The sequence below is a fragment of the Nocardioides kongjuensis genome (assembly GCF_013409625.1).
In the GTDB taxonomy this organism is placed as follows: domain Bacteria; phylum Actinomycetota; class Actinomycetes; order Propionibacteriales; family Nocardioidaceae; genus Nocardioides; species Nocardioides kongjuensis.
Genome location: NZ_JACCBF010000001.1, coordinates 1356858 through 1381597, shown reverse-complemented (window position 1 = coordinate 1381597; position 24740 = coordinate 1356858). Strand labels below are relative to the sequence as shown.

The 24740-nt window shown below is 72.5% G+C and carries 31 protein-coding genes; 14 read left to right on the top strand and 17 right to left on the bottom strand.

Annotated elements, in window-relative coordinates; translation table 11 throughout:
* Positions 1-3: 3 nt before the first annotated feature.
* Positions 4-474 carry an FxsA family protein gene (locus BJ958_RS06595; RefSeq protein WP_179726106.1) on the top strand — a complete coding sequence of 157 codons (471 nt, stop codon included), beginning with the start codon at positions 4-6 and terminating at the stop codon, positions 472-474.
* Between the two features lie 22 nt (positions 475-496).
* Here BJ958_RS06595 and BJ958_RS06590 read toward each other — a convergent pair whose 3' ends face one another.
* From BJ958_RS06590 to BJ958_RS06575, 4 genes are all read right to left on the bottom strand, one after another.
* Positions 497-886, bottom strand: coding sequence for an RNA polymerase-binding protein RbpA (locus BJ958_RS06590; RefSeq protein WP_179726105.1), 390 nt, complete (start codon positions 884-886; stop codon positions 497-499).
* Between the two features lie 91 nt (positions 887-977).
* Complete coding sequence (locus tag BJ958_RS06585; protein WP_179726104.1) at positions 978-2333, bottom strand: MFS transporter; 1356 nt, start codon at positions 2331-2333, stop codon at positions 978-980.
* Positions 2330-3121, bottom strand: coding sequence for a glycerophosphodiester phosphodiesterase family protein (locus BJ958_RS06580; protein ID WP_179726103.1), 792 nt, complete (start codon positions 3119-3121; stop codon positions 2330-2332). Before BJ958_RS06580 ends, BJ958_RS06585 begins: the two co-directional genes overlap by 4 nt.
* A 116-nt stretch (positions 3122-3237) precedes the next feature.
* Positions 3238-4779 carry a helix-turn-helix domain-containing protein gene (locus BJ958_RS06575; protein ID WP_179726102.1) on the bottom strand — a complete coding sequence of 514 codons (1542 nt, stop codon included), beginning with the start codon at positions 4777-4779 and terminating at the stop codon, positions 3238-3240.
* Positions 4780-4843: 64 nt separating this feature from the next.
* Here BJ958_RS06575 and BJ958_RS06570 point away from each other — a divergent pair, with 64 nt between their 5' ends.
* Both BJ958_RS06570 and BJ958_RS06565 read left to right on the top strand, forming a co-directional pair.
* Complete coding sequence (locus tag BJ958_RS06570) at positions 4844-5860, top strand: zinc-dependent alcohol dehydrogenase family protein (RefSeq protein ID WP_179726101.1); 1017 nt, start codon at positions 4844-4846, stop codon at positions 5858-5860.
* Entirely contained in the window at positions 5857-6657 is an 801-nt protein-coding gene (locus BJ958_RS06565; protein WP_179726100.1) for a maleylpyruvate isomerase family mycothiol-dependent enzyme, read from the top strand. The genes BJ958_RS06570 and BJ958_RS06565 overlap by 4 nt, the downstream gene beginning before the upstream one ends.
* On the opposite strand, the gene BJ958_RS06560 is transcribed toward BJ958_RS06565, so the two are convergent.
* Positions 6642-6797, bottom strand: a complete 156-nt coding sequence (locus BJ958_RS06560; RefSeq protein ID WP_179726099.1) for a hypothetical protein — start codon at positions 6795-6797, stop codon at positions 6642-6644. The two genes, BJ958_RS06565 and BJ958_RS06560, sit on opposite strands and share 16 nt — an antisense overlap.
* 120 nt (positions 6798-6917) lie before the next feature.
* Between BJ958_RS06560 and BJ958_RS06555 the strand changes: the two genes are divergently transcribed.
* A complete protein-coding gene (locus BJ958_RS06555) occupies positions 6918-7778 on the top strand; it encodes an SDR family oxidoreductase (protein WP_179726098.1) in 861 nt (286 codons plus the stop codon).
* Here BJ958_RS06555 and BJ958_RS27665 read toward each other — a convergent pair.
* From BJ958_RS27665 to BJ958_RS06545, 3 genes are read right to left on the bottom strand one after another with little or no spacing between them, the layout of a single operon-like run.
* The gene (locus BJ958_RS27665; protein WP_343052588.1) at positions 7756-9345 is read right to left on the bottom strand and encodes an FAD-binding oxidoreductase; all 1590 of its coding nucleotides are present in this window, start codon (positions 9343-9345) and stop codon (positions 7756-7758) included. The two genes, BJ958_RS06555 and BJ958_RS27665, sit on opposite strands and share 23 nt — an antisense overlap.
* Positions 9342-9740 carry a hypothetical protein gene (locus BJ958_RS27660; protein ID WP_246319014.1) on the bottom strand — a complete coding sequence of 133 codons (399 nt, stop codon included), beginning with the start codon at positions 9738-9740 and terminating at the stop codon, positions 9342-9344. Before BJ958_RS27660 ends, BJ958_RS27665 begins: the two co-directional genes overlap by 4 nt.
* Positions 9737-10558 (bottom strand): alpha/beta hydrolase family protein, encoded by an 822-nt coding sequence (locus BJ958_RS06545; RefSeq protein WP_179726096.1) that lies wholly within the window; start codon positions 10556-10558, stop codon positions 9737-9739. Before BJ958_RS06545 ends, BJ958_RS27660 begins: the two co-directional genes overlap by 4 nt.
* 52 nt (positions 10559-10610) lie before the next feature.
* Between BJ958_RS06545 and BJ958_RS06540 the strand changes: the two genes are divergently transcribed.
* The 5 genes from BJ958_RS06540 (at position 10611) to BJ958_RS06520 (ending at position 12846) form a co-directional block, all read left to right on the top strand.
* Positions 10611-11108 (top strand): helix-turn-helix domain-containing protein, encoded by a 498-nt coding sequence (locus BJ958_RS06540; RefSeq protein ID WP_273517444.1) that lies wholly within the window; start codon positions 10611-10613, stop codon positions 11106-11108.
* Positions 11109-11113: 5 nt separating this feature from the next.
* Entirely contained in the window at positions 11114-11524 is a 411-nt protein-coding gene (locus BJ958_RS06535) for a VOC family protein (protein WP_179726094.1), read from the top strand.
* 12 nt (positions 11525-11536) lie between these two features.
* On the top strand, positions 11537-12004 hold the full coding sequence (locus BJ958_RS06530) for a pyridoxamine 5'-phosphate oxidase family protein (protein ID WP_179726093.1): 468 nt from the start codon (positions 11537-11539) through the stop codon (positions 12002-12004).
* A 10-nt stretch (positions 12005-12014) separates the two neighbouring features.
* Positions 12015-12287 carry a hypothetical protein gene (locus BJ958_RS06525; protein WP_179726092.1) on the top strand — a complete coding sequence of 91 codons (273 nt, stop codon included), beginning with the start codon at positions 12015-12017 and terminating at the stop codon, positions 12285-12287.
* Between the two features lie 82 nt (positions 12288-12369).
* A complete protein-coding gene (locus BJ958_RS06520; RefSeq protein WP_179726091.1) occupies positions 12370-12846 on the top strand; it encodes a nuclear transport factor 2 family protein in 477 nt (158 codons plus the stop codon).
* Here the strand turns inward: BJ958_RS06520 and BJ958_RS06515 are convergent.
* Genes BJ958_RS06515 through helR form a run of 4 tightly spaced genes read right to left on the bottom strand, consistent with a single transcriptional unit; the run spans position 12839 to position 18209 of the window.
* A complete protein-coding gene (locus tag BJ958_RS06515) occupies positions 12839-13990 on the bottom strand; it encodes a sulfotransferase family protein (RefSeq protein WP_179726090.1) in 1152 nt (383 codons plus the stop codon). The genes BJ958_RS06520 and BJ958_RS06515 overlap by 8 nt on opposite strands.
* 11 nt (positions 13991-14001) lie before the next feature.
* Positions 14002-14793, bottom strand: coding sequence for an SDR family oxidoreductase (locus BJ958_RS06510; protein ID WP_179726089.1), 792 nt, complete (start codon positions 14791-14793; stop codon positions 14002-14004).
* On the bottom strand, positions 14790-15986 hold the full coding sequence (locus BJ958_RS06505) for a hypothetical protein (protein WP_218865627.1): 1197 nt from the start codon (positions 15984-15986) through the stop codon (positions 14790-14792). Before BJ958_RS06505 ends, BJ958_RS06510 begins: the two co-directional genes overlap by 4 nt.
* 48 nt (positions 15987-16034) lie before the next feature.
* A complete protein-coding gene (gene helR / locus BJ958_RS06500; RefSeq protein WP_179726088.1) occupies positions 16035-18209 on the bottom strand; it encodes an RNA polymerase recycling motor ATPase HelR in 2175 nt (724 codons plus the stop codon).
* A 135-nt stretch (positions 18210-18344) separates the two neighbouring features.
* On the opposite strand from helR, the gene BJ958_RS06495 reads away from it, so the two are divergent.
* From BJ958_RS06495 to BJ958_RS06485, 3 genes are read left to right on the top strand one after another with little or no spacing between them, the layout of a single operon-like run.
* Positions 18345-18806 carry a VOC family protein gene (locus BJ958_RS06495; protein WP_179726087.1) on the top strand — a complete coding sequence of 154 codons (462 nt, stop codon included), beginning with the start codon at positions 18345-18347 and terminating at the stop codon, positions 18804-18806.
* Positions 18807-18826: 20 nt separating this feature from the next.
* Entirely contained in the window at positions 18827-19573 is a 747-nt protein-coding gene (locus BJ958_RS06490) for an SDR family oxidoreductase (protein ID WP_179726086.1), read from the top strand.
* A gap of 52 nt (positions 19574-19625) precedes the next feature.
* Positions 19626-20048, top strand: coding sequence for a DUF3224 domain-containing protein (locus BJ958_RS06485; protein WP_179726085.1), 423 nt, complete (start codon positions 19626-19628; stop codon positions 20046-20048).
* Positions 20049-20050: 2 nt separating this feature from the next.
* Here BJ958_RS06485 and BJ958_RS06480 read toward each other — a convergent pair whose 3' ends face one another.
* Positions 20051-20806: a hypothetical protein gene (locus tag BJ958_RS06480; RefSeq protein ID WP_179726084.1), complete on the bottom strand. Its 756-nt coding sequence runs from the start codon at positions 20804-20806 to the stop codon at positions 20051-20053.
* Positions 20806-21354 carry an RNA polymerase sigma factor gene (locus BJ958_RS06475; protein ID WP_179726083.1) on the bottom strand — a complete coding sequence of 183 codons (549 nt, stop codon included), beginning with the start codon at positions 21352-21354 and terminating at the stop codon, positions 20806-20808. The genes BJ958_RS06480 and BJ958_RS06475 overlap by 1 nt, the downstream gene beginning before the upstream one ends.
* 47 nt (positions 21355-21401) lie before the next feature.
* On the opposite strand from BJ958_RS06475, the gene BJ958_RS06470 reads away from it, so the two are divergent.
* A complete protein-coding gene (locus BJ958_RS06470) occupies positions 21402-21875 on the top strand; it encodes a hypothetical protein (RefSeq protein ID WP_179726082.1) in 474 nt (157 codons plus the stop codon).
* Positions 21876-21911: 36 nt separating this feature from the next.
* Positions 21912-22466 (top strand): DapH/DapD/GlmU-related protein, encoded by a 555-nt coding sequence (locus BJ958_RS06465; RefSeq protein WP_273517426.1) that lies wholly within the window; start codon positions 21912-21914, stop codon positions 22464-22466.
* Here BJ958_RS06465 and BJ958_RS06460 read toward each other — a convergent pair.
* From BJ958_RS06460 to BJ958_RS06450, 3 genes are all read right to left on the bottom strand, one after another.
* Complete coding sequence (locus tag BJ958_RS06460; protein ID WP_179726081.1) at positions 22450-23226, bottom strand: hypothetical protein; 777 nt, start codon at positions 23224-23226, stop codon at positions 22450-22452. The genes BJ958_RS06465 and BJ958_RS06460 overlap by 17 nt on opposite strands.
* 309 nt (positions 23227-23535) lie before the next feature.
* Positions 23536-24093, bottom strand: coding sequence for a DinB family protein (locus BJ958_RS06455; protein WP_343052587.1), 558 nt, complete (start codon positions 24091-24093; stop codon positions 23536-23538).
* The gene (locus tag BJ958_RS06450) at positions 24090-24725 is read right to left on the bottom strand and encodes an HD domain-containing protein (protein WP_179726080.1); all 636 of its coding nucleotides are present in this window, start codon (positions 24723-24725) and stop codon (positions 24090-24092) included. The genes BJ958_RS06455 and BJ958_RS06450 overlap by 4 nt, the downstream gene beginning before the upstream one ends.
* Positions 24726-24740: the final 15 nt, after the last annotated feature.

Sequence of the window (24740 nt, the reverse complement as noted above, 5' to 3'; positions counted from 1 at the left end):
GGGATGAGCAGGAGGAGCCGGCGGGCAGCGGTGCTGCTGTTCCTCGCCTTCGTGGTGATGCCGATCCTCGAGATCGTCGTGCTCATCAAGGTCGGCCAGGTGATCGGACCCTGGTGGACGATCCTGCTCCTCGTCCTCGACAGCATCCTCGGCGCCTGGCTGATCAAGCGCGAGGGACGCAAGGCCTGGCAGGCGCTGCGCGAGCGGGTCGAGACCGGACGACTGCCACACAGGGAGCTCGCCGACGGCGCGCTCGTGGTGCTCGGCGGTGCCTTCATGCTCAGCCCCGGCTTCGTGACCGACGTCCTCGGCATCCTGCTGATCCTGCCCGTCACCCGCCCGCTCTTCCGCGGTCTGCTGGTGTCGTACGCCGGCCGTCAGGTCGTGCGGCGCACGACGGCGGCCTACGGACCCGGAGACGCCACTCGCCCCGGACCGACAGTGGTCCGGGGCGAGGTCGTCGACGAGCAGTGACCGCTCGGTGAGCGGTCGTTGATCAGGCCTTCGCCGGCTTCTTCTTGCGGGCGTTGGCGCGGTGCAGGTGGGCGGGACCGATCTCGCCGCCGCGCAGAAGCTCCAGGCGCTCGGTGAGGATCTCCTCGAGCTCCTTCTCGGAGCGGCGCTCGAGCAGCATGTCCCAGTGCGTGCGCTGGGGCTTCTCGGCCTTCACCTCGCGCTCGATGCCGGCGGTCGACTCGGCCTCCAGGCCGCACCGCGGGCACTCCCAGATCGCGGGGACCTCGGCCTCGATGGACATCGTGATCTCGAACTCGTGTCCCTGCGGACACTTGTAGCCGACCTGCTGCCGGGCTGCGAACTCGATACCCCGCTCGTCCTCGAAGGACTGGCCTCCCAGTCGGGCACCGCGCAGTGTGCGCTCAGCCATCAGACTCCACCTCCCATGTTTCGTCTACCCCCTCAACGCTACCCAGCGCGAAAAGGTTCCAATCCGGAACGGCGGGAGTCGGGACCCCGGTCTAGATCACCGCGGGCCGGGCGTTGCCCGCCTCGCGGATGCCGCGCTCGGTGTCGACACGGAGCAGCAGCAGTGCACCGAGGACGAAGAACGCGATCAGCGCGAAGATCGCGGGCCGGTAGGAGTCCGCGAACTGGTAGACGAGGCCGAAGGTCAGCGTCCCGAACCAGGACGTGCCGCGATCCATCGCGTGGTAGAGGCTGAAGTACTCCGCCTCCTTGCCGCGCGGGATGAACAGGGAGAAGTAGGACCGGGCCAGGGCCTGGGTGCCGCCCAGCACGATGCCGATCGCGACGCCGAGCAGCAGGAACGCCACCATCTTCTTCTCGGGCACGACGAGCGCGACCGTCACGATCGCCATCCAGCCGACCAGACCGGCCAGGATGACCTTCTTGGCGCCGTGGCGCCCGGCGACGCGCGCGAAGAGGATGGCGCCGCCGATGCCGACCAGCTGGACCAGCAGGTAGGTGCCGAGCACGAAGCCGTCGCCGAACCCGAGCTCCTTGGTGCCGAAGGTCGAGGCGGAGTTGATGACGGTCTGGATGCCGTCGTTGAAGAACAGGTACGCCGCCAGGAAGGTGAGCGCGACGGGGTAGTTGCGCAGGTCCTTCAAGGTGGCCCACAGCTGGCCGAAGGACCGGGTCAGCACGCCGCCCTCGACGGCCTCCACGGCGACCGGCTCGTGCCTGCGGATGCCGCGCCAGGGGATGACCATGAACGCCGCCCACCACACCGCGGCGGACAGCAGGGAGAGCCGGACGGCCATCTCCTTGTCGAGGCCGATCGAGTCGTGGAGGCTGACCATCAAGAAGTTGACGGCGAGCAGCAGCCCGCCGCCGGCGTACCCGTAGGCCCAGCCGTTCGACGACACCCGGTCGCGCTCGTCCTCGGTCGAGATCACCGGCAGGATCGAGTCGCTGACCACGATCGCGGCACCCCCGGCGAGGTTGGCCACGATGAACGCGATGCTGCCGTAGAGCCAGTTCTCGCCGCTCATGAAGAACAGCCCGCCGGCCGCGGCCGCGCCGATCCACGAGAAGGCGACGAGGAGGTCGGGCTTGCGCGCGATCCGGTCGGCGTAGGCGCCGATCACCGGGTAGAAGAAGACGCTGAGCACCGTCGAGAGCGTGATGACGTAGGACGGCAGCGAGCCCGGCGCGATCGACAGGCCGAGCAGGTGGATCCGGCCGTGCTCACCGACGGCGTTCTCCGCGACGGAGATCAGGTAGGGGGCGAACAGCACACCCGCGACCGTGGTCTGGAACGCCGAGGCAGCCCAGTCGGTGAAGTACCAGGCCCGCTGCTCCCGCGCACGGTTGAGCGGTCCCAGGTCGGCGATGGGCGCCGATGCGTTCATGCTGATGTCCCTCCCTGCGCGGACCACCACTGGCCGCGTCCCTGGAGGACATCCTTGAGCAGATCGGTGCGGTCCGTGAAGATCCCGTCGACACCGCGGTCGAGCAGCGCGGTCATCTCGGCCGGGTCGTCGATGGTCCACACGTGCACCTGGTGGCCCGCGGCGTGCGCCCGCCGGACGAAGCCGGGGCTCGTGACGGTGAGCCCGCGCTGCCGGTGGGGGACCTGGAAGGCGGCGAAGCCCTCACCTGCGAGCAGCCGGGCGAGCCGGGTGCTGGGGGAGAGGCGGAAGACCACGATCTGCCACGGGTCCGCGGCCGTCGGGACCCGGCCCTCGGTCAGCGCCCGGAACCGGCGGATCCGCCTGCGCGAGAAGGACGCGACCAGGAGCCGGTCCCACAGGTCGCGCTCGCGGACCAGCTCGGCGAGCGCGTCGACCGCGCCGTCGGACTTCAGGTCGATGTTGAACCGGGCCGCGGGGAAGGCGTCGAGCAGCTCGACCAGGGTCGGCACCTGCTCGTGCCCGCCGATCCGTGCCCGGCGTACCTGCGCCAGGGTGAGGTCGCGCACCGCGCCCTGCTGGTCGGTCACCCGGTCCAGGACCTCGTCGTGGAACGCGAGCAGCACCCCGTCGGCGGTCAGGTGCACGTCGGTCTCGAGGTAGTCGTAGCCGAGCGCCGCGGCGTGCTGGAACGCGGCGAGGGTGTTCTCGAGGCCCTCGATCTCGGGGTGGTAGGCGCCGCCGCGGTGGGCGAAGGCCAGCACCTTGCCGGGAGGGAGGTAGGTCATGTCGTGGGCCTCGCTGGTCGATCTCGATACGCGCGTCGCGACCTCGCAGGCTCGGTCGCGGCGCTACTCGATCTGGCTGCAGGATCGGCTGCCTCGCGAGCTCGGCAGCGGGCAGCTCAGATGTCGCGGAAGGTCTCGATGTCCGCGCCGAGCGAGCTGAGCCGCTCGGCGAGGTCCTCGTAGCCGCGGTGGATGACGTACGTGCTGCGCAGCACCGAGGTGCCCTTGCTGGCCAGCATGGCGAGCAGGACGACGACCGCGGGGCGCAGCGCCGGCGGGCAGACCAGCTCGGTGCCGGTCCACGACGTCGGACCGTCGATCTGGACCCGGTGCGGGTCGAGCAGCGCGACCCGGCCGCCGAGCTTGTTGAGCTCGGTCAGGTAGATCGCGCGGTTGTCGTAGACCCAGTCGTGGAGGTAGGTCGTGCCCTCGGCGACGGCCGCGATCACCGCGAAGAAGGGCAGGTTGTCGATGTTGAGGCCCGGGAACGGCATCGGGTGGATCTTGTCGCCGGGCGCCACCAGGTCGGAGGGGTGCGTGGTGATGTCGACCAGCCGGGTCCGGCCGTTGGCGGCGAGGTACTCCTCGGACAGGTCGTAGCGGAAGCCCATCCCCTCGAGCACCGCCAGCTCGATCTCGAGGAACTCGATCGGCGCGCGCTGCACGGTGATCTCGGAGCGGGTCACGATGGCCGCGGCGAGCAGCGACATCGCCTCGATCGGGTCCTCGCTGGGGGAGTAGTCGACGTCGACGTCGATCGACTCGCGGCCGGTGACGGTGAGGGTCGTCGTACCGATGCCCTCGACCTCGACGCCGAGCGCCTGCAGGTAGAAGCAGAGGTCCTGGACCATGTAGTTGGACGAGGCGTTGCGGATCACGGTGGTGCCGGGGTGCAGGGCGGCCGCCATCAGCGCGTTCTCGGTGACCGTGTCGCCGCGCTCGGTCAGCACGATCGGGCGGCCCGGGACGATCGCCCGGTTGAGCTGCGCGTGGTACCAGCCGTCGGTGGCCTTCACCTCGAGACCGAAGGGACGCAGCGCCGACATGTGCGGCTCGACGGTGCGGGTGCCGAGGTTGCAGCCGCCGGCGTAGGGCAGCTCGAAGGTGTCGGCGCGGTGCAGCAGCGGGCCCAGGAACATGATCACCGAGCGGGTACGGCGAGCCGCCTCCTCGTCGATCCGGGTCAGGTCGAGGTCCTTGGGCGGGATGATCTCGAGGTCGTTGTCCGCATTGATCCACCGGGTCTGCACCCCGATGCTGTCGAGCACCTCGAGCAGGCGGTTGACCTCCTCGATCCGGGCGACCTTGCGCAGCGTGGTCCGGCCGCGGTTGAGCAGGGAGGCACACAGCAGCGCGACGCCGGCGTTCTTGGACGTCTTGACGTCGATGCTGCCCGACAGGGTGGTCGGCCCCTTGACCCGGAGGTGGGTCGGGCCGGCGCCGAGCGCGACGATCTCGGAGTCGAGGGCGGTGCCGATCCGGGCCAGCATCTCCAGGGACAGGTTCTGGTGTCCCTTCTCGATCCGGTTGATCGCGCTCTGGCTGGTGCCCAGCCGCTCCGCGAGCTGCGCCTGGGTCAGGCCGCGGTGCTTGCGGGCGTCGCGGATCAGGTTGCCGATCCGGCCCTTGTAGTCCTCGTGCGGCGCCTCGAACGTCATGCCACGACGGTAACTCACATATGAGATAACGCAAGACGCCACGGCGATCTGAAAGGATCCTCACATGCGTGCCACGACCATCCACGGCGCCCGGGACATCCGGGTCGACGAGGTTCCCGACCCCACCCTGCGCCGGCCCACCGACGCCATCGTGCGGGTGACCGCCGGCTGCATCTGCGGCTCCGACCTGTGGCCCTACCGGGGCGAGAACCCGATCCGGCCCGGCGCCACGATCGGGCACGAGTGCATCGGTGTCGTGGAGGAGATCGGCAGCGAGGTCCGCGACGTGCGGGTCGGCGACTTCGTCGTCGTCCCGTTCTGCCACTGCGACAACACCTGCCCGCACTGCCTCAACGGCGCCCAGTCGGTGTGCACCAACCTCGGCTTCACCGCCAGCGGGCAGGCGGAGTACGCCCTGGTCAACCAGGCCGACGGCAGCCTGGTGAGCACCGGCGGCGTCCCCGACGCGGACCTGGTGCCCTCGGTCCTCGCGCTCTCCGACGTGATGCCGACCGGGTGGCACGCTGCCGTGTCGGCCGGGGTGAAGCCCGGCGACACCGTCGTCGTGGTCGGCGACGGAGCGGTCGGGCTGTCCGGCGTCCTCGCCGCCTCCGTGATGGGCGCCGAGCGGATCATCGCGATGTCGCGCCACGAGCCGCGGCAGGCCGTGGCCCGGTCCTTCGGAGCCACCCACGTCGTCTCGGCCCGCGGCGACGACGCCGTGGCCGAGGTCCGGGACCTGACCGACGGCGTCGGGGTCGACGCCACCCTCGAGTGCGTCGGCACCAACGACGCGATGACGACCGCCATCGAGGTCACCCGACCCGGCGGCGGCGTCGGCTTCGTCGGGGCACCGCACGGCGTCGAGCTGTCCGCCCGCCGGCTCTTCGACAAGAACGTCGGCGTCCGCGGCGGCATGGCCCCCGTGCGCCGCTACCTCCCCGAGCTGCTGCCGATGGTCCTCGACCGCCGGATCGACCCCGGCCAGGTCTTCGACCTGACCCTCCCGCTCGAGGAGTCACCCGACGGCTACCGGGCGATGGACGAGCGCCGGGCGATCAAGGTGCTGCTCCAGCCGTGACCCGACTCGACCCCGCGACCTACCTCGAGCACATCCGCGCCGAGTCGGGCCGCTTCGCCGAGGTGCTCGCGACCTGCCCGCCGGACGCACGGGTGCCCTCCTGTCCGGACTGGGACGCCGCCGACCTGGCCTGGCACCTCACCGAGGTGCAGCACTTCTGGGAGCACGTCATCAGCCACCGGCCCGCGCCGCCGGAGACCTACACCGAGCCCGAGCGGCCGGCGACGTACGCCGAGGTGCTGGCCGCGTTCGACGCGACCCACGGGGCGTTCGTGGCGGCGCTCGAGGCGGCCGACCCGACGGACCCGGCCTGGTCCTGGTCGGTGCCCGGCGACCAGCACGTCGGGTTCACCTACCGGCGCCAGGCCCACGAGGCCCTGATCCACCGGCTCGACGCCGAGCTCGCCGCCGGCCGGGTCACCGAGCTGCCGGCCGCGCTGGCCGCCGACGGCGTCGACGAGGCCCTCGCCGTGATGTACGGCGGCCTGCCGCCGTGGGGTCGCTTCGACCCGCGCCCGCAGCACGTCGAGTTCCGGGCCACCGACACGGCGACGTCCGTGTGGGTGCAGCTGGGCACCTTCTCCGGCACCACGCCCGAGGGCGTCGAGCGCAGCGGCGAGCCCGACCAGCACGTGGTGCCCGACCCCGGCGTACCCGCCGACATGGTGGTCACCGGCACCGCTGCCGACCTCGACGCGTGGCTGTGGCACCGCGTCGGCGACGACCGGGTGTCGATCACCGGCGACGCCGACGTCCGCGCCCACGTCGGCGCGGTGCTGGGTCAGGCGATCGACTGACCTCGCGGGTCCTGCACCTGGGCGGCCTGGGCCCTGCGGCCGGACCGGCCGGCGAACAGCACGACGCCGAACAGTGCGCCGACGGCGAGGACGAGGAGCAGCACGAGCGCCAGCACGACGACGATGGCGAGGAGACTCATGGCGCCCACCCTCGCATGACGCACGTCACAACCCAAGGGTGATGCAGGTCACACGGCGTGCCACCCGAATGCGACCCCGGGAGGACGACATCCTGGCCGGTCGGCCACGAGGATCGCGGCATGGGTGACCTCGTGCCTGACCTGACCGGCAAGACCTTCCTCGTGACCGGAGCCAACACCGGCATCGGCAAGGAGACCCTCCGCGGCCTCGCCGGCCGCGGGGCGCGGGTGGTGGTCGCGGGCCGCTCCGAGGAGCGGACCCGAGCGGCGATCAGCGAGATCGCTGCCGCCACCGGCAACGACGACCTCGACTTCCTCCCGCTCGACCTCGGTGACCTGGGGTCGGTGCGCGCAGCGGCGCAGGCCTTCCTCGCCTCCGGGGAGCGCCTCGACGTCCTGGTCAACAACGCCGGCCTGGCCGGCCGGCGCGGGATGACCGCGAGCGGGTTCGAGCTCGCCTTCGGCACCAACCACGTCGGGCCGTTCCTGCTCACCGAGCTGCTGCGGGACCGGATCGTCGAGACCGGGCCGGGGCGGATCGTGAACGTCGCCAGCACGGGTCACTACCGGGCGCCGGGCATCGACTGGGACGCGGTGCGCAGGCCGTCGGTGACCCGCACGGCGTTCGACGAGTACTGCGTGTCCAAGCTGGCCAACGTGCTGCACGCCCGCGAGCTCGGCCGCCGGCTGGAGGGGACCGGCGTGACGACGTACTCGCTGCACCCCGGTGCCGTCGCCTCGGACGTGTGGCGGGAGGTGCCGTTCGGGGTGCGGCACCTGATGAAGCTGTTCATGAAGTCGCCCGAGCAGGGGGCCCGGACGTCGCTGTACTGCGCGACGTCGCCCGCCGTCGACGGCGTCACGGGGCGCTACTACGACGCCGAGCGCGAGAAGGCGCCCTCGAAGGTCGTCACCGACGAGCTCGCTGCCGAGCTGTGGGAGCGCAGCGAGGAGTGGGTCAGACCAGCACTCCGGGGTTGAGGATGCCGGCCGGGTCCAGCGCCGACTTCGCGGCGCGGAGTGCGGCGGCGAAGGGGTCGGGGCGCTGGGCGTCGTACCAGGGACGGTGGTCACGTCCGACAGCGTGGTGGTGGGTGATGGTGCCGCCGTTGTCCGCGATGGCCGTGGAGACGGCGACCTTGACCTCGTCCCACTGGGCCAGCGTGCTGCCCCACCGGCCGCCGGCGTAGATCCCGTAGTAGGGCGCCGGGCCGTCCGGGTAGACGTGCGTGAACCGGCAGGTCACGATGCCCTGGCCGCCGCACACCTCGGCGATCGCGCGCCGTGCGGCGTCGGTGACCGCGGCGTGGAACGAGGGGAACGCGTCCCAGGTGCAGGCGGTCTCGAAGGTCTCGACGACCATCGAGCGCCGGGCGAGCGCATCGCGCTGGTAGGGCATCCGGATGAACGCCGAGCGCCAGGACCGCGAGGCGTCCTCGCCCTGGACGGGGGCCGCCCGGTCGCGGGTGGCGAGCACGGTGCCCCCGTGGTCGGCGACCAGCTCCAGCGCGCGCTCCAGCCAGGCGTCCACGGGGTGGTCGGCGGACTCGAACGCGAGGATGAGCAGGCCGCCGTCGACTGCGGTGCCGGCGTTGATCAGCGCCTCGGCCGGATCGAGGAGCCGGCAGTTCGCGGGGTGGAGGCCGGACTGGGCCACGGCGCGGGTCGCGGACACGGCGGCGTCGTACGAGCCGAACGCGACGGTGGCGGTGCGCTGCCACCGGGGTCGCTGCTGCAGCCGCATCCAGGCCTCGGTGATCACGCCGAGCGTCCCCTCCGACCCGAGGAACATGCGGTCGGGGGACGGGCCCGCGCCCGAGCCCGGAAGGCGGCGCGACTCGCCGGTGCCGGCGGGGGAGACGACGCGGATCGACTCGGTGAGGTCGTCGATGTGGGTGGCGAGGGTGGCGAAGTGGCCGCCGGCGCGGGTGGCGAGCCAGCCGCCGAGGGTGGAGAACTCGAAGGACTGCGGGAAGTGGCGCAGCGTCAGGTCGTGCGGGCGCAGCTGGTCCTCGAGTGCCGGGCCGTAGGCGCCCGCCTGGATCCGGGCGCCGCGGCTGACCGGGTCGACCTCGAGGACCCGGTCGAGCGCCGTGAGGTCGAGGGTGACCGCGGGGCCGTCGAAGCGGGGTTCGACACCGCCGACGACCGAGCTGCCACCGCCGTACGGGACGACCGGGAGGTCGCTGGAGGTGCACCAGTCGAGCACGGCGACGACGTCCTCCTCGGTGCGGGGCCGGACGACCAGGTCCGGGATGTGGCTGACGTCGCCGTGCAGGTTGCGGACCACGTCACGAAACGCCTTGCCGCGGGCGTGGGAGAGGCGGTCGACCACGTCGCTGGAGCAGAGGTCCGCGAGGGCGCTCGGCGGGGCGACCCGCGGCGGGGGTACTGCGAGCGCGTGCGGGTCGGGCGGCTCGTGGTCGGTGAGGTCGTGACCGGGCAGCAGCAGCGCGACCCGGTCCACCAGCTCGGTGGTCTCGGTGGCGGTGAGCTGCGCCGCGTCGCTGCCCCAGCCCCACCAGGACCGGTCGGTGCGTGGGGTCACGAGGTGGCCAGGATCGCGAACAGCGGGAGGCCGATGACGACCGCGAGCAGCAGGGCCATGAGCGCGACGAACGGCACCAGGCCGGGGACCTTCTGCCTCGTGAAGCCCATCGCGCCGCCCATGAAGGTCAGCACGGGCGCTGCGTAGTAGACGTCGACGGTCTGGCCCGGCGCGAGCTGGACCTGCTGGCTCGCCTGCCCGTAGCGCCACATCCACTGGGCGTGCGCCGAGACGGTGTGCACGCCCGGCGGCATCGGGACGAGGTTCGGGCCGAAGTGGGCAGGCACGGGGTAGCCGTTGACCTGCACGCTCGGCGTGATCATGGTGATCATCCGGTTGCCCTGGAGGTTGATCCGGAGGTACCCGGGCGGCGGTGGCGGCGGCTGGGCGGTCATCGGCGCGCTCCGACGAGGTCGAGCAGGGCCGGCCACGCGGCAGAGCCGAGCCTGCGGTCCGCATCGTCGGTGCCGCCGCGGCGCATCTGCACACCTCCGGTCGTGACCTCCTCGCCCGGCAGCACGGCGCGATGACCCGCCTCGGGATCGGCGACGAGGGCAGTGCCGCACCCGTGCCGGGCACGGCGCAGGACGATCTCCTCGGCCTGCTCCCGGGCCGGCCACACCTGGTCGTCCTCGCCGGCGACGAGCAGCACCTCCGGGATCCGCTCGACCGGCAGCGAGGCTGCGGCCACCTCGTCGGGCGCCGCGGCGCGCGAGCGTGCGTACAGGTCGCGGTACGCCGGCGGCTCGGTCGGCGGCTCCCACGGGACGAAGCGGACGAACGGCACCGGCACGCCGCCCAGGGTCCAGTGCGACGTCTGGCGCCCGTCGTCGGTGATCCCGGCCCACGCCACGTCGCTGGGCGCGAAGGCGGCGACCCCGTCGATCGGCGCGTCGGTCAGGGAGGCCGTCGCGAGCGCGGCCTCGGCACCGAAGGAGAGGCCGACCAGCACCACGCGGTCGCAGTCGGCGGCGAGCGCCTCGGCGCGGTCGGCGAAGGTCTCGAGGGGGATCTCCCACGGTCCGTCGTGCTGCCCCGGCCCGCCGAACCACTGGATCGACTCGGTGAGCACGCCGTGGTCGGCCAGCAGCCGGGCCCGCTGCTCGTCCACCCGCCCGCTCGACCCGGCGAGGACGAGCGCACCGACCCCGAGGGGGTCGTCCGGCTCCCAGCGGACGCCGACGGGTGTGGACAGCTCGATCCGGCGGGCCATGCGTGCGACCCTACTCACCTCCTCCGTCGGCGGTGGAGTACATCATGGGTGCGTGAGCACCCTCGATCCCGAACGGTTGCGCACCCTCACGCTGCTGCGGCGGGTGCGCGACCGGATCGACCGCGAGTACGCCCGTCCGCTCGACGTCGAGGCGCTGGCCCGCGACGTGCACATGTCCGCCGGCCACCTCAGCCGCGAGTTCAAGAAGGCGTACGGCGAGCCGCCGTACTCCTACCTGATGACCCGGCGCATCGAGCGGGCGATGGCCCTGCTGCGCCGCGGCGACCTCAGCGTCACCGACATCTGCTTCGAGGTGGGGTTCTCCTCGCTCGGCACCTTCAGCACCCGGTTCACCGAGCTGGTGGGCGTCCCACCGAGCGCCTACCGCGACGACGCGCCCGCCGCCGAGGACGGCGCTGTCGAGCCGCCGTCGTGCGTGACCAAGAAGGTGACCCGGCCGGTGCGACGCGGCGGGGCGCAGACCAGTCCGGACGTGCCGGCATCGGTCAGGAATCGAGAAGCACCGCACTTCGAGGCGCCACTAGCGTGAGCGACATGGACATCAGCATTCAGCACAGCTTCCTCCCGCAGACCGACCCCGAGGCGTCGCTGGCCTTCTACCGCGACGTGCTCGGCTTCGAGATCCTCAACGACGTCGGCTACGGCGAGATGCGGTGGATCACCGTCGCCCCCAAGGGGCAGCCGACCCCGTCCGTGGTGCTCTGCCCGCCCGCGGCCGATCCCGGCATCACCGAGGACGAGAAGCGTGTCATCGCCGAGATGATGGCGAAGGGCACCTACGCCACGCTCGTGCTGAGCACCCCGGACCTCGACGGCACCTTCGACCGGATCCAGGCCACCGGCGCCGAGGTCATCCAGGAGCCGATCGACCAGCCCTACGGCGTGCGCGACTGCGCCTTCCGCGACCCGGCCGGCAACCACGTCCGCATCAACCAGGCCGGCTGAACCGAGCCGCCCGTGGCCGACTTCGACCCGCCCCCGGCCCGCGACCGCGCGACGCGGCAGGCCGACACCCGCGCCCTGCTGGCGACCCCCGCGATCGACGTGTGGGTCGCGACGGCCTCGGCCGACGGCGTGCCCCACCTGGTCCCGGTGTCCCTGGCCTGGGTGGGGGAGCGGGTCGTGGTGGCGCTCGAGGCCGGGTCGATCACGGCGCGCAACCTGCTGGCGTCCGGTGTCGCGCGGCTCGGCGTCGGCCCGACGCGCGACGTCGCGATGATCGACGCGGTGCTCGAGCGGTCGGTCGGCGTGGACGACGACCCGGAGCTGGGTGAGGCCTACGCCGGGCAGGCGGACTGGGACCCGCGGGGGCTGCCCGGCTACGTCTTCCTCGTGCTGCGGGCCGAGCGCATCCAGGCCTGGCGCGAGTCGAACGAGATCACCGGCCGCACGATTCTGCGGTCAGGGGAGTGGCTCGCGCCCTAGGCTCGCGCCCGTGATCGAGCTCAAGGGCCTCAACGGCGAGTCGCTGGTCTTCGACGGCGCGACCCTCGCGAAGTTCCGGCACAACGGCCTCGACGAGGCCGCCCGGAACCCGGTGTCGACCTTCCGTGAGGTGCAGGTCAGGCACAAGCCGGGCAAGCGCGGCAAGGAGGGGCGTTACGACGTCATGGTCGCCATGTCGTCGTTCATGGCGCTCTCGATCGCCGAGGACGCCAAGCCCCTGCTCGACGAGCTGGTGGCGGCGCTGGAGGCCGGGTCCCGCTGACCGGGAGGCGTCCTCGTCCGAACCGGCCGTCCCGGCACGCTCGCTCCTCGACCCCACCGGCCGACCGAACCGAGGAGCCCGCATGCACGACCCGCAGTCCGCCGACCGGTGGGCGCTCATGGAGCTGCGCCACCGCTACATGCGCAGCGTCGACCTGCGCGACTGGGACGCCGTGGCCGCGACCCTCGCACCGGAGATGGTCGCGCGCTACCGCCCCGACCTGGTCACGGAGGGTGCCGATGCGCTGGTCGCCGAGCTGCGCGCCCGGCTCACCGACGAGCGGATCACCGTGCACCAGCTCGGCAACCCGAGCATCGAGGTCGACGGCGACCACGCCACCGGCACCTGGACGGTGTCGGACCGGACCGTGTGCACCGACGTCGGGTACGTCGTCGAGGGTGCCTCGCTCTCGACCGACCGGTACCGCCGCGATCCCGCGCGGGGCTGGCTGATCAGCGAGATCTCCTACCGGCGCTTCTGCGAGACGTCGGTGTCGCTCGCGGACCTGCCGAGCTTCCGGGTGCTCGCCACGCCGGCCACCGGCCTCGACCTCAGCTGACGGTGAGCTCCGGGAAGGCGGCCAGGTAGCGGTCGAACCGTTCCGTGACCTCGCCTGCGCTCAGGCCGAACTCCTCGAGCGAGTACGCGTGGTCGGGACGACGATCACCCCGGCGGCTCACGTCGTCGGCGGCACTCACGGCCGCGTGGGCCTCGTCGTCGAAGGGCAGCCGGAAGGCGTCGTAGAGGCGCTCGACGGTGCCGACCGGGTCCGCGATGAACTCCTCGTAGCGCACGTCGGCGAACTGCGCCGGGTCGTAGGTCGCCCGCGCGGCGAGGAACCGGTCGGTGGCGGTGGCCCACAGGTCGAGGCTGTCGCGACCGACCGTGGCCCCCTGGAAGACGCTGGAGGTCCCCGCGGAGGTCTTCGACGTCAGGCTGCTGACCGACGCGACGACGGTGCGCGGGTCACGGTGGGTCTGCACCACGAGCGCGTCGGGGTAGGCCGCCATCAGCGCGTCCAGCGAGAACAGGTGGCCGGGGTTCTTGAGGACCCAGCGCTTCTCGGGGCTGGTCATGCCGATCAGCTGGAGGATCCGGCGGTGGCGACGGTAGCTGCCGCTGAGGTCCTGCTGGCCGAGCCAGCGTGTGTACGACGGCAGGTGGGCCACGCTCGGGAACGCGAGCGAGCGCATCGACTGGTGCTCCAGCCACCAGCACTCCTCGACCACGTCGGGCGCCATGAAGTGCATGCCCTTCAGTCCGGGCACGGCTGCGTTGCGGCGGTCGATCTGTGCCTGCATCGCCTGGAAGTCCGGGTTCGACGCCCAGTGGTCGCGCAGGGGGCGCGGCTGCGGTGCGGCGGCCAGCCAGAGCTGCAGGCCCTGGTGGCGCGGGTCGGCGCACAGCAGGCGGTGCAGGGCCGTCGTACCGGACCGGGGGAGACCGGTCACGAAGATCGGCCGGGTCACGGGGGTCTCGGCGTGCGCCGGGTGCTGGCGCCAGGCGGACTCGGTGCGCAGGCGGCCCGCGAGCGCGTTGGCCAGAGCTCCCTCGACCTTCGTGCGCCCCTTCTCGGTCAGGCCGGCCTCGTTCGCGTACCCGTCGAGCAGGGCGTGCAGGCCCTCGACGTGGTCGTGGTCGCCGAAGTCGGTGAGGCCGGTGCGGGTGGCAGCGCGTTCGTGGAGCTCGTCTGCGAGGTTCATCGGCTGCTCTCTCAGTGGTGGGTGGCGCCGGACGTGACGTCGAGGCACTGCCCGGTGATGGCCCGGGCGAGGTCGGAGGCGAGGAAGACCGCGGCGTCGGCGATCTCCTCGGGGCGGGGCAGGCGCCGCAGGTCGGTCTCGGCGGCGACCTCGTCGTGGATCACGTCGGGGGTGACGCCGCGCGCTCGTGCTGCCTTCGCGAAGCTGGCCTCCACGGCCTCGCCCATGATGTAGCCGGGTGCGATCGAGTTCACCCGGACGCCCTGCGGACCGAGCTCGATGGACAGCCCGCGGGCGAGGGCGAGCAGGCTGGCCTTGGTCATCCGGTAGGCGCCGAACAGAGGGAGCCGGTTGCGCAGGATCATCGAGTTGACGACGACCACCGAGCCCTTGCTGGCGACGAGCGCAGGTGCCGCGCGGCGCACCATCTCCAGCGCCATCAGCGGCGAGGTGAGCTCCTCGCGGACCCGGTCCAGCCCGGAGTCGAGCAGGTTCTCCCGGCTGGGCGGCAGGTAGGCGTTGTGCAGGACCGCGTCGAGCCGGCCGAGCTCGTCGACGCTGGTGTCGACGAGGCACCGCACCGCTGCCGGGTCGGTGAGGTCGGTCGGTACGACGACGGCGCGGCGTCCGGTGGCGCGGACCTCGGTCGCGACGGCCTCGAGGCGCCCGGCGCTGCGGGAGGCGAGCACGACGTCCGCACCCGCGAGCGCGCTGCGCACCGCGAGGGCGTGGCCGAGACCGGGACCGACGCCGGCGACGAGGACGGCCTTGCCGGTGAGGACGCCGGTCACCGGGTCGCTCATGCCATCATCCGGTCGCCGACGGCGGCCTGGCGAGCGGCGATCCGCTGCGCCCACTGGGCCGCGGTGACCCGTTGCTGCTCGTGGAAGGGCAGTCGCTGCGCGAGCTCGGCGTACGGCACCACCTCGGTGGTCGGGCCGTCCTCGGCCGTCAGCGGCCGGTCGACACGCTGCCAGCGGATCTGCAGGTAGCCCTCGGTGAGGCCGGTCGTCTCCAGCCAGTTGGCCAGGCCCGGGTCCTGCCGGGTGACGACGAACCGGATCCGTCCGTCGGGGTCCACGTGCGCCTGGTCGGCGGTGAGGCTGGTCTGGTGGTCGACGTAGTCGAGGGAGACGTACCACTTCGTGCCGAGCTGCATCCCCTGGTACGGCATGCCGGAGGCGGGCACCGTGATGATCAGCGCCTGGTCGTCGGCGAGGTCGAAGTGCCCGGCGGAGCTGTACTGGCTGGCGAGGCCGCCGGGCGTGATCTTCGGGGCGTACATCGTGTTGACCGGCTGGTCGAGGTAGAACCGCTCGACGAACTCCAGGAAGGTCCGGGCGTAGCCGAGGAGGGTGCGCGCGGCACGGGCGTAGCGGCCCTCGACGGTCGCGAGGGTGACCGGCTCGCCGGGTACGCCGATCCGGTCGGCCCGCTGCACCCGCAGGGTGCCGGCACGTTCGGTGGTCCAGTCGCTGAACGTCTGGCGGACCAGGAGCCGCTGGGCGTCGGGGGAGAGGGTGAAGTAGCCCGGCCCGCCGTCCTCGCGCGGCCCGAACCGGATCTCGAAGCTGCCGTCGTCGGCGACCGGGAAGTCACGGTCGTCGAAGGCGAGGTGGCTGGCCGGTGAGGTGTTGCCGGCGTGGGAGCCGGCGAGCACCTGGAAGACGAGGTCCGCGCTGGAGCCACGGTTGCCGGTGACGACGTACTCGGCGTCACCGGCGATCTGCGCGGCGAAGTACAGCGTGTCGGGGTTGTCGAGGCCCATCTTCGTCCACTGCGTCGACGGCCGGGCGAAGTGCGGGTCGGCCGGATCGCTGGCCCAGGCGCTCGCCAGGCCCACTCGCACCAGGCCGGCGAGGTAGTCGAGGCCCTCCGCGACGTCGCGCTCGGTGCGCACGTGGGGCGCCGCGAGCAGCACGCGCTCCGCCTCCTGGATCGCCTCGGCGAGGAGGGCGGTGCCGGCACTGGCTGTGATCCCGATCTCTTGTGTCACCCGGCGGAAACTAGGCAGCGGCTGTTGCCGGCCGAGGTGCGGTCTCGCTCATCGGGACCCCTCGGACGCGGCCTCGACCACCACCAGGCGCTGGGTCGCGCGGGTCATCGCGACGTACCTGTCGACGGCGCCCTCGACGCCCGTGCCGAAGCGATCCGGACGCACGAGGACGACCAGGTCGAACTCGAGCCCCTTGGCGTGCTCGGGACTCAGCGAGCGGACCCGCGGCGTCGCCTCGAAGGACGGATCGCCGATGACGCAGGCGATGCCCTCGTCGGTGGCTGCCTCCCACTGCCCGAGGATCTCGGCGACGTCCTCCGGACGGACGTGCTCGACAGGGGTGCCGGTGCTGCGGACCGACGTCGGCACGTTGGCGTCGGGCAGGACGGCGCGGATCACGGGCGCCGCGACCTCCATCACCTCGGCCGGCGTGCGGTAGTTGACGGTGAGCGAGGCCAGGTCGATGTCGTGCAGGCCGACCCTCTCGAGCCGTTCGGTCCACGACTCGGTGAAGCCGTGCCGGGCCTGGGCGCGGTCGCCGACGACGGTGAAGCTGCGCGACGGGCAGCGGCGCAGCAGCATCTGCCACTCGGCGTCGGTCAGCTCCTGTGCCTCGTCGACGACGACGTGGGCGAAGGGGCCGGCGTACCGGTCCGGGTCGGCCGCCTGCTGGCCGTCACCGGTGAGGGCATCGCGCAGGTCGGCGCCCCGGAGCATCGACATGATCATCATGTCGGAGTCGTCGCTGGCGACCAGGTGGTCTACGACGCGGTCCATCTCCTCCTTCTCACGGGCGGCGGCGGCCTCCTGCCTGCGTCGGGCGCGAGCCGCCGCAGGGTCGCCGAGCCGGGCACGGGCGGCGTCCAGGAGGGGCAGGTCGGCGGTCGTCCACACCTGCGGTCCGGGCCGCCGCAGGACGCGGACCTCGTCGGGCGAGAGCCAGGGCGCGCAGTGGCGCAGGTACGCCGGCACCTCCCACAGGTCGCCGACCAGGTCGGTCGCCTCGATCATCGGCCATGCCCTCGTGAGGGCGTCGACCACGTCGTCGTTGCGGCGCAGGGAGCGGCGCAGCTGGTCCTCGGTCGCCTCGGTCGCCTCGTGCTTGTCGACGAGGATGTCGAGCAACGCGTCCCACACCTGGTCGCGCGCCTCGTTGTGGGGCGTGCCGGGGTCGGGAGCTCCGAACGCCTCGGCCCAGTCGCCCGGGCTGAGCCACACGTCGGCCCAGTCGGTCTCGACGACCATGCCCTCGGCGGGCGGCTGCTCGTAGAGGCGGACGGCGGGCTCGACGGCACCGACCATGGCCGCGTCGGCCTTCAGCCGGGCGACCTCGGGGTCGGTCTCCGCGGTTGCCGCCGCTCCTTCGCCGACGAGGTTGCGCACGGTGCAGGTCCGCACGCCCTCCTCGCCGAGGCTGGGCAGCACGTCGGCGACGTAGGCGAGGTAGGGCTCGTGGGGACCGACGAAGAGGACGCCGCCTCGACGGTCGCCGAGCCGCGGGTCGGCGTACAGCAGGTAGGCGGCGCGGTGCAGCGCCACCACGGTTTTGCCGGTGCCCGGTCCGCCGTCGACGACCAGGGTGCCGCGGGAGCCGGCGCGGATGATCGCGTCCTGGTCGGCCTGGATCGTGGCGAGCACGTCGCGCATCCGCTCCGACCGGCTGCTGCCGAGGCTCGCGACGAAGGCGGACTGGTCGTCGAGGGCGGCTCCCGCTGCGGCCAGCGCGTCGGCGGTGAAGACCTCGTCCCAGTAGTCGGTGACGCGGCCGTTCGTCCAGCGGTAGCGGCGCCGGCTGGCCAGACCCATCGGGTTGCCGTGCGTGGCGCCGAAGAACGGCTCGGCGGCAGGGGAGCGCCAGTCCACCAGCAGGCGACGGCCCGCGGCGTCGGTCAGGCCGAACCGGCCGACGTGCACGGTCTCGCCGCCGGTCGTGACCATCCGTCCCAGGCACAGGTCGAGCCGGTAGCGGCGCAGCATCCGGAGCCTGGCGCCGAGGCGGTGCACCTCGAGGTCGCGGTCCATCGCCTCCTGGCCGCTGCCGCCGGGTTGGCGTCGTACGTCGGACAGGCGCTCCTCGAGGTCGGCGACGGTCTGCTCGAGGCTGGCCTCGATGGCGGCGAAGTGCTCCTCGTCGGTGGCGATGAGGGCCGGTGCGGCCTTCGCGGGGTGGTCGTGCAGGTCGAACGCGCGTGTCGTCGCGTGGGTCAAATCATCAGCTCCCATGGGGTTTTCGTGGCGTCTCCGCTCGGCGGAGACCGGGATTCTGCCCGCTCCAGGGGGCCTTGCGGCAAGACCCCCTGTGCGCTATACGTTGATGACGGAGGGAGTTGTGTCGGCGGAGCCCGGTAGAACCGGAGCATGAGCCGAGACCTCCAGATCACGTTCGACTGCCACGACCCGCGCGCCCTCTCGTCGTTCTGGAGTGCGGCGCTGGGCTATGTCATCCCGGGGCCGCCGGGCGTGCCCCTGCCCGCGGGGGAGGACCCCCTGGCGGCGTGGGACGTCTTCCTCGAGCGGATCGGGGTCCCGGAGTCCGAGCGCAACGCACGCTCGGCGATCGAGGACCCGGAGGGGACGCGGCCCCGGGTGTTCTTCCAGCAGGTGCCCGAGGACAAGGTGGTCAAGAACCGGGTCCACCTCGACGTCCGGGCCGCGCCCGGGCTGGCGGGGGACGAGCGGATGGCGGCGCTGGAGGAGGAGTGCGCTCGGCTGGTGGAGCTGGGCGCCCGGCGCCTCGAGAGGTTCGAGCCGGCCCCGCCGATGGCGGGTGGGCACATCGTGATGGCCGACCCCGAGGGAAACGAGTTCTGCCTGGACTGATCGATCGATAGCGTCGCCGCATGGAGCGACGACTCGCCGTGGTGACCGGTGGCAGCCGGGGCATCGGCGCAGCCACCGCGCAGATGCTCGCGCGGTCCGGGTGGAGCGTGCTGCTCACCTACCGGTCGGAGCGCTCGGACGCGGAGTCGGTGGTGGCCGCGTGCTCGGGCGACGGCGCCTGGGCGCGGGCGGTCCAGCTCGACGTCAGCGACGAGGCGGCCGTCGAGCGGGTGTTCGGCAACCTGCCGGCCGAGGCGGGTCCACTGCGCGCGCTCGTCAACAACGCGGGCATCGTGGCACCCACGTCGCGGGTCGCGGACCTGTCGGCCGAGCGTGTGCGCCGGGTGCTCGAGGTCAACGTGCTGGGGGTGCTGCTCTGCGCCCGGGAGGCGGTGCGGCTGATGGCGCCCCCGAGGGGGTCCGGGGGCGCGATCGTCAACGTGTCCTCGCGGGCAGCCGAGCTCGGATCGCCGGGGGAGTACGTCGACTACGCCGCGTCGAAGGCGGCCGTCGACACGATCACCCGCGGCCTGGCGGTCGAGACGGCCGCCCAGGGGATCCGGGTCAACAGCGTTCGGCTCGGCCTGATGGACACCGAGATCCATGCCCGCAACGGCGAGCCCGGCCGTCTCGACCGGGTGGCGCCATCGATCCCGATGGGGCGCCCCGGCACGGCCACCGAGGCCGCGGCCGCCATCTGCTGGTTGCTCGACGAGGCGTCGTCGTACACGACCGGTGCGGTGCTCGACGTGTCCGGCGGACGCTGAGTGTCGGCTTTGTTCAAGCGGCCGCGTCGGTCTGCTGCGTAACCTCGGCGCCATGCGAGCTGCCGCCACCTTCACCGTCTCCGACTGGACGCCTCTCGACCTGCCGAGCGCCGTGGGCGGTCTCGAGGCGCCCGAGACAGCCGCACCTGTGGGCGTCGCTGCGATGGTCAAGACGTTCACCGGCGACCTCGCCGGACGCTCGGTCACGTGGTTCGTCGGCGGGCTGAACACCGGGACCGGCGCCGGGACCTATGTCGCCGTCGAGTCCTTCGCGGGCACGCTGGGCGATCGGTCCGGCACCTTCGGGTTCGTGCACGCGGCGTCGACGCACGGCAGCGACCGGTACGACGAGTACTTCACCGTCGTGCCCGACAGCGGCACCGGCGGCCTCGCCGGGATCAGCGGACAGGGCTCGCTGAGCATCGACGAGGACGGCACCCACCGGGTCGCGCTGGACTACACGCTGCCCGAGTGAGGTCAGCCGACGGGCGCGACGCTGAGCTTGGTGCCGAGGACCTGGCCGCGGTCGTCGAGGAAGGTCAGCGTCACCTGCGGCACCCCGACCGCCTCGGGCAGTGCGGCGCCGTAGCCGTGGGAGTCCGCCCGGACCGGCAGCGTCCGGTCGACGCCGGGCGCCTCGACCCGCACCTGGGTGGCGCTGGGCCACGGCGAGATGCCGTAGACGAGGGGCTCGCTGTCGGTGAAGTAGCCGCCGAGCTGTTCCGGTGAGGTGAGCTCCTGGGGCGGGACGCCGTCGCCGGACCAGATCACACCCCCACACCCGTACTCGAGCTCCTTCTTCGTCGGCGTCCCGGTGCCGTCCCAGACGCCGTCGCTCATCGCGTAGCAGACCTTGCCGCTCGACGACGTGGCCACCCAGAACGCGAAGACCCCGTGGTCGGTGTCGAACCGGGCGACCAGTGCGGGCTCGTCGAGCTCGCCGAGGCCGTTGCCGGTGGTGTTCGGCTGGCGGGCGAAGTCCTGGATGACGCTCGACACGACCTCGGTGGGACCGCCGAGGGCGACGGCAGTCGTGGTTCCGACGGCGGAGATGGCGAGGCCGAGCCCGATGGCGGCACGGCGGCGGGCGCGACGGCGACGTGGCGCCGCGGCGGTGGCCGCGTGCTCCTGCCGGAGGATCCGGGCGAGGGTCGCCTCGGACCACTCCGGGTCGAGGTGCGGGCGGGTGGGGGCGAGCGCGGTGATGCGGGAGGTGAGGGAGTCCGTGGTCATCACAGTCCACCTTCGGTGAGGGGTCGGCTGGGGGAGGCGGCACGCAGGTCCGCCGGCGGTTCGCGGTCGAGGGCCGCGCGGGCGCGGTGGGCACGCACCCGGAAGGTGCCCGGCCGGATGCCGAGGACCTCGGCCGCGGCGTCGGGAGTCAGGCCGTCCCAGGCGACGAGCAGCAGCGCCTCGCGCTGGCCGTCGGGCAGGGCGGCGAGCGCTTCGAGGGCCGTGACCCGCTCGGTCGCCACCATCCCGGCATCCGCTCCGGGTCGGGCGGCCCGGTCGAGCAGCGCGAGCCTGTCGTGGAGCGCGGTACGTCGTCGCGCCGAGCGCCGGCTGTTGCCGATCACCTTGCGGGCCGTGGCTATCAGCCAGCCGATGGGCGGCTCCGGCACGACGTCCCAGCGGCGCCAGGCCTGCGCAAAGGTCTCGGCGACCACGTCCTGGACGTCGTCCGGCCCGACGTGTCGGCGTACGTAGGCCGCGACGCGTGGGCCGTCACGGCGCCACGCCTCGCTGAACGCTGCTTCCTGGGCGTCCTCGGAGGTGCTCATGTCCTTGTAGTGTCCGGCTCGCTGCTGGTGTTACTAGTGTTGCCTCGATGATCCGCGAGCGCATCGAGCAGGACCTCGACCGGCTGGTCGACGTGCTCTCGTCGGTTCGCGCAGTGCAGGACGTCCTCGGCGACCGGTCGGCGTACGACTGGCTGACGGAGGTCGACGCCGACGTGTCCTGGGTGTTCGACCAGGCGCCGGTCAGCGTCGCCCCGACGCGCAACGTCGTCGGGCACGTGCAGGTGTACGCGCCGCCCGTCGGCGCGGCGTGGGTGTCGTCGGCGGCATCGGGGGCCGGCGTCGAGCCGGACCGGCTGCTGGTGATCGGACGGTTCTTCGTGAAGGAGACGAGGTTCGACCACAACATCGGGCGGTACCTGCTGAGCGAGTGCGTGAAGCGGATCGCGGCCCGGGGGAGCGTTGCCGTGCTCGACCCGGACGGGCTCGCTCTCGTCCCGACGGCGCTGTGGCGGCGGCTCGGGTTCGCAGCGGACACGCACGCTCCCGTCCTGCTGGCCTGACGGCGCCGCGCCCGACGTCGTGCCACGATCCACGATGTGCGCCACGAGCAGCGGATCCCGACCCGTACCCCAGAGTCGCGGGCGTTCGCCGAGCGCGTGAAGGTCGTGATGAACCTGACCGCTCAGCTGAACGCGCTGCCCTTCGACGACCTCGACCAGCGCCGTTCGCTGCTGTCGCGGATCTTCGGCGGTGATCTTCCGGGGTCGCTGTCGATCCTGCCGCCGTTCTTCTGCGACTACGGTCTCGGTGCGACCTTCGGTGAGCGTGTGTTCATCAACCAGGGCTGCTACTTCCTCGACCTCGGCGGCATCACGATCGGTGACCGCGTGCTGATCGGCCCGCGGGTCACCCTGAGCACCGCCGGGCACCCGATCGAGCCGGGTGAGCGCTTCGACTTCATCACGCACGCGCCGATCGTGATCGAGGACGACGTGTGGATCGGTGCGGGCGCCACGGTCACGCCGGGCGTGACGATCGGGCGCGGCTCGGTGGTCGGTGCGGGTGCCGTGGTGGCTGCCGACGTACCGCCGATGTGCGTCGTGACCGGCACCAGCGTCGTCGTGCGCAAGGAGCTCAGCGCCCCGGCCTGAGCAGCGCGTCCACGGACTCGGGGCGCACCCGGACCATCGAGACCAGCGGTACGTCGTCGCGGACCCACGCGTCGGCCACCAGCTCGGCCACGACGGCCCGGTAGGTGTCGCTCACGTCGTCGGTGCGCGCCGCGAGGTCGTCCTCGGTCGGACATGTCAGGACGCCGTCGGTGCTGCGGGGCCACCCGCGCCGGCAGAGCTCGTCGTACAGCTCGCCGGTCACCAGCAGCTCGACGTCGTCGACGTCGCTCAGCGACCCGTTGGCCAGCAACGCACCGGCCAGCCCGACGACATGGTGGTCACGGGGAAGCTCCAGGCGTGCCAGCGCGACCGTGAGCCGACGCCACGTCCAGGTCGACCTGCCGGGCCGGGGCTCGCCGGACTCGACCGCTCGTGCCAGGAACTCCTGGACGGCGGCCCGCGCGACCTGCAGCATCGAGACGACGGCGATGTCGTCCTGGCGCCAGGCCTCGGCGACCAGGGCGTCGACGGGCGCGAGGTAGGCGGTGCTCACCTCACCGCCACGAACGACCAGCCCGGGTTCGCCCGGGCAGCACAGCGCGCCGTCCGCCGTGCGTCGCCGCCAGCCTTCGCGTGCCAGCTCGTCGTACAGGACGTCCGTGGCGAGCAGCTCGACCTCGGCGGTCGTCTCGACCGTGTCGTTGGCGAGCATCGCGCCGGAGAGGCCGACGACGAACTGATCCTCGGGCAGCTCCAGCGCGACGACGGTCGACCGCAGGCGCGACCAGGTCCAGAGCACGCAGCGAGTCTGCCTCGTCCGGAACCCCTGGAGAACCCACGCGCGAGGCACGTAGGAATGCGCCGATAAGTGACATTATGTCAGACAGTGAAGATCGGACCTGCCTGGAGAGAGCTCCCCTGGGTCGGTTCGGTCAGGCCGCCGCCGGCTCGGGTGCCCGAGCGACCTCCCTGAGCCCCGCCGACCGGTGCCGGTTGCGTCAGCGGCATCGTGAGCGAACCGGGCGGCAGCCGGGTGCCGCGGCGGGCCCCTCCGGTGACCTCGTGGAGCTGTTCCGGCTGCAGACCTGACATAACGTGCCCCTCGGGTCTACTGACGCACCCGCCCGTCGACGCACTCCCGCAGCAGGTCGGCGTGGCCGCAGTGCCGCGCGTACTCCTCGATCCGGTGCACCATCAGGTCCCGTACGACGACCTGTGAGCGCCCCAGCGTCGACGACAGGTCCGCGACGGGTGCCAGGACGGCGTCGGTCGCCGCCTGCTCGCGCGCGAGGTCGGCCCAGGTGGCCTCGACGACGGCGTCGTCGCCGACGGCGCCGAGGAAGTCGCCGTCCGGCTCGCCGTACAGGCCGTCAGCCGGCGGGCCCGTGGTGATCCAGTTGCGCCAGTCGCGCTCGACCTCGGCGAGGTGGCGGACCAGGCCGAGCAGCGACATCGTCGAGGGCGGGACCGAGCGCGTGGCGAGCTGGGCGGCGTCGAGGCCGTCGCACTTGAGACGCAGGGTGAGGCGGTAGCTGCGCAGGTACTCCTCGAGCGTGGCCCGCTCCCCCTGCGCTGCGGGACCGCCGGCCTCCCGGGGGTCGTCGGCGGCGTCGAGCCACATGTCGGGATGGACGGTGGCCTGCGTCCAGCGCTCGGGGGTGCTCACGGACGGATCCAGCCGCGACGCAGGCCCTCGTCCACGAGCAGTCCGGTGAGCGCCCCGAGGGAGGTCGATCCGGCGACCACGCCGGCCTCCCTGGCCCGCACGAGCGCCTCGGTGGCGCCCGGCATCTCCCAGGTGCCACCGCCGTTGAGCCAGTTCAGCAGCATCGGCTCGAGCCGGTCCATCGCCTTGCAGAACCGGGCCTCCGGGGTGACGGCCGCCTCGAACTCGTCCCACAGTGCCCGCATCGACGCAGCCTGGTCCCCGGGCAGCAGGCCGAAGAGCCGCTCGGCGGCAGCCATCTCGCGCTCGGCCTGGTCGTCGGCGGCGCCGGGGACGAACACCGGGCTGTCGCCGGCGTAGATCTCGACGAGGTCGTGCACGACGACCAGCTTGATCGCGTGGCCGACGTCGATCGGCTGGTCGGCGTACTCGGCGAGCAGGATCACCATCAGCGCGAGGTGCCACGAGTGCTCCGCGTCGTTCTCGCGACGGTCGGCAGCGGCCAGCAGCGAGGCGCGCAGGACGGTCTTGAGCTTGTCGGCCTCGGCGAGGAACCGGAGCTGCTCCCCCAGCCGCGCGGGTACGCCGTCCGGCAGCGGCTGGCGGTCGATCAGCAGTGCGTCGTCGTCCATGCCCCCACCCTGCCA

What these genes read in the sequence shown, in the direction of transcription:
- BJ958_RS06595 (WP_179726106.1), top strand. Translation starts at nt 4, where the DNA reads ATGAGCAGGAGGAGCCGGCGGGCAGCGGTGCTGCTGTTCCTCGCCTTC.
- BJ958_RS06590 (WP_179726105.1), bottom strand. Translation starts at nt 886, where the DNA reads ATGGCTGAGCGCACACTGCGCGGTGCCCGACTGGGAGGCCAGTCCTTC.
- BJ958_RS06585 (WP_179726104.1), bottom strand. Translation starts at nt 2,333, where the DNA reads ATGAACGCATCGGCGCCCATCGCCGACCTGGGACCGCTCAACCGTGCG.
- BJ958_RS06580 (WP_179726103.1), bottom strand. Translation starts at nt 3,121, where the DNA reads ATGACCTACCTCCCTCCCGGCAAGGTGCTGGCCTTCGCCCACCGCGGC.
- BJ958_RS06575 (WP_179726102.1), bottom strand. Translation starts at nt 4,779, where the DNA reads ATGACGTTCGAGGCGCCGCACGAGGACTACAAGGGCCGGATCGGCAAC.
- BJ958_RS06570 (WP_179726101.1), top strand. Translation starts at nt 4,844, where the DNA reads ATGCGTGCCACGACCATCCACGGCGCCCGGGACATCCGGGTCGACGAG.
- BJ958_RS06560 (WP_179726099.1), bottom strand. Translation starts at nt 6,797, where the DNA reads ATGAGTCTCCTCGCCATCGTCGTCGTGCTGGCGCTCGTGCTGCTCCTC.
- BJ958_RS06555 (WP_179726098.1), top strand. Translation starts at nt 6,918, where the DNA reads ATGGGTGACCTCGTGCCTGACCTGACCGGCAAGACCTTCCTCGTGACC.
- BJ958_RS27660 (WP_246319014.1), bottom strand. Translation starts at nt 9,740, where the DNA reads ATGACCGCCCAGCCGCCGCCACCGCCGCCCGGGTACCTCCGGATCAAC.
- BJ958_RS06545 (WP_179726096.1), bottom strand. Translation starts at nt 10,558, where the DNA reads ATGGCCCGCCGGATCGAGCTGTCCACACCCGTCGGCGTCCGCTGGGAG.
- BJ958_RS06535 (WP_179726094.1), top strand. Translation starts at nt 11,114, where the DNA reads ATGGACATCAGCATTCAGCACAGCTTCCTCCCGCAGACCGACCCCGAG.
- BJ958_RS06520 (WP_179726091.1), top strand. Translation starts at nt 12,370, where the DNA reads ATGCACGACCCGCAGTCCGCCGACCGGTGGGCGCTCATGGAGCTGCGC.
- BJ958_RS06515 (WP_179726090.1), bottom strand. Translation starts at nt 13,990, where the DNA reads ATGAACCTCGCAGACGAGCTCCACGAACGCGCTGCCACCCGCACCGGC.
- BJ958_RS06510 (WP_179726089.1), bottom strand. Translation starts at nt 14,793, where the DNA reads ATGAGCGACCCGGTGACCGGCGTCCTCACCGGCAAGGCCGTCCTCGTC.
- helR (WP_179726088.1), bottom strand. Translation starts at nt 18,209, where the DNA reads ATGGGAGCTGATGATTTGACCCACGCGACGACACGCGCGTTCGACCTG.
- BJ958_RS06495 (WP_179726087.1), top strand. Translation starts at nt 18,345, where the DNA reads ATGAGCCGAGACCTCCAGATCACGTTCGACTGCCACGACCCGCGCGCC.
- BJ958_RS06490 (WP_179726086.1), top strand. Translation starts at nt 18,827, where the DNA reads ATGGAGCGACGACTCGCCGTGGTGACCGGTGGCAGCCGGGGCATCGGC.
- BJ958_RS06485 (WP_179726085.1), top strand. Translation starts at nt 19,626, where the DNA reads ATGCGAGCTGCCGCCACCTTCACCGTCTCCGACTGGACGCCTCTCGAC.
- BJ958_RS06480 (WP_179726084.1), bottom strand. Translation starts at nt 20,806, where the DNA reads ATGACCACGGACTCCCTCACCTCCCGCATCACCGCGCTCGCCCCCACC.
- BJ958_RS06475 (WP_179726083.1), bottom strand. Translation starts at nt 21,354, where the DNA reads ATGAGCACCTCCGAGGACGCCCAGGAAGCAGCGTTCAGCGAGGCGTGG.
- BJ958_RS06470 (WP_179726082.1), top strand. Translation starts at nt 21,402, where the DNA reads ATGATCCGCGAGCGCATCGAGCAGGACCTCGACCGGCTGGTCGACGTG.
- BJ958_RS06450 (WP_179726080.1), bottom strand. Translation starts at nt 24,725, where the DNA reads ATGGACGACGACGCACTGCTGATCGACCGCCAGCCGCTGCCGGACGGC.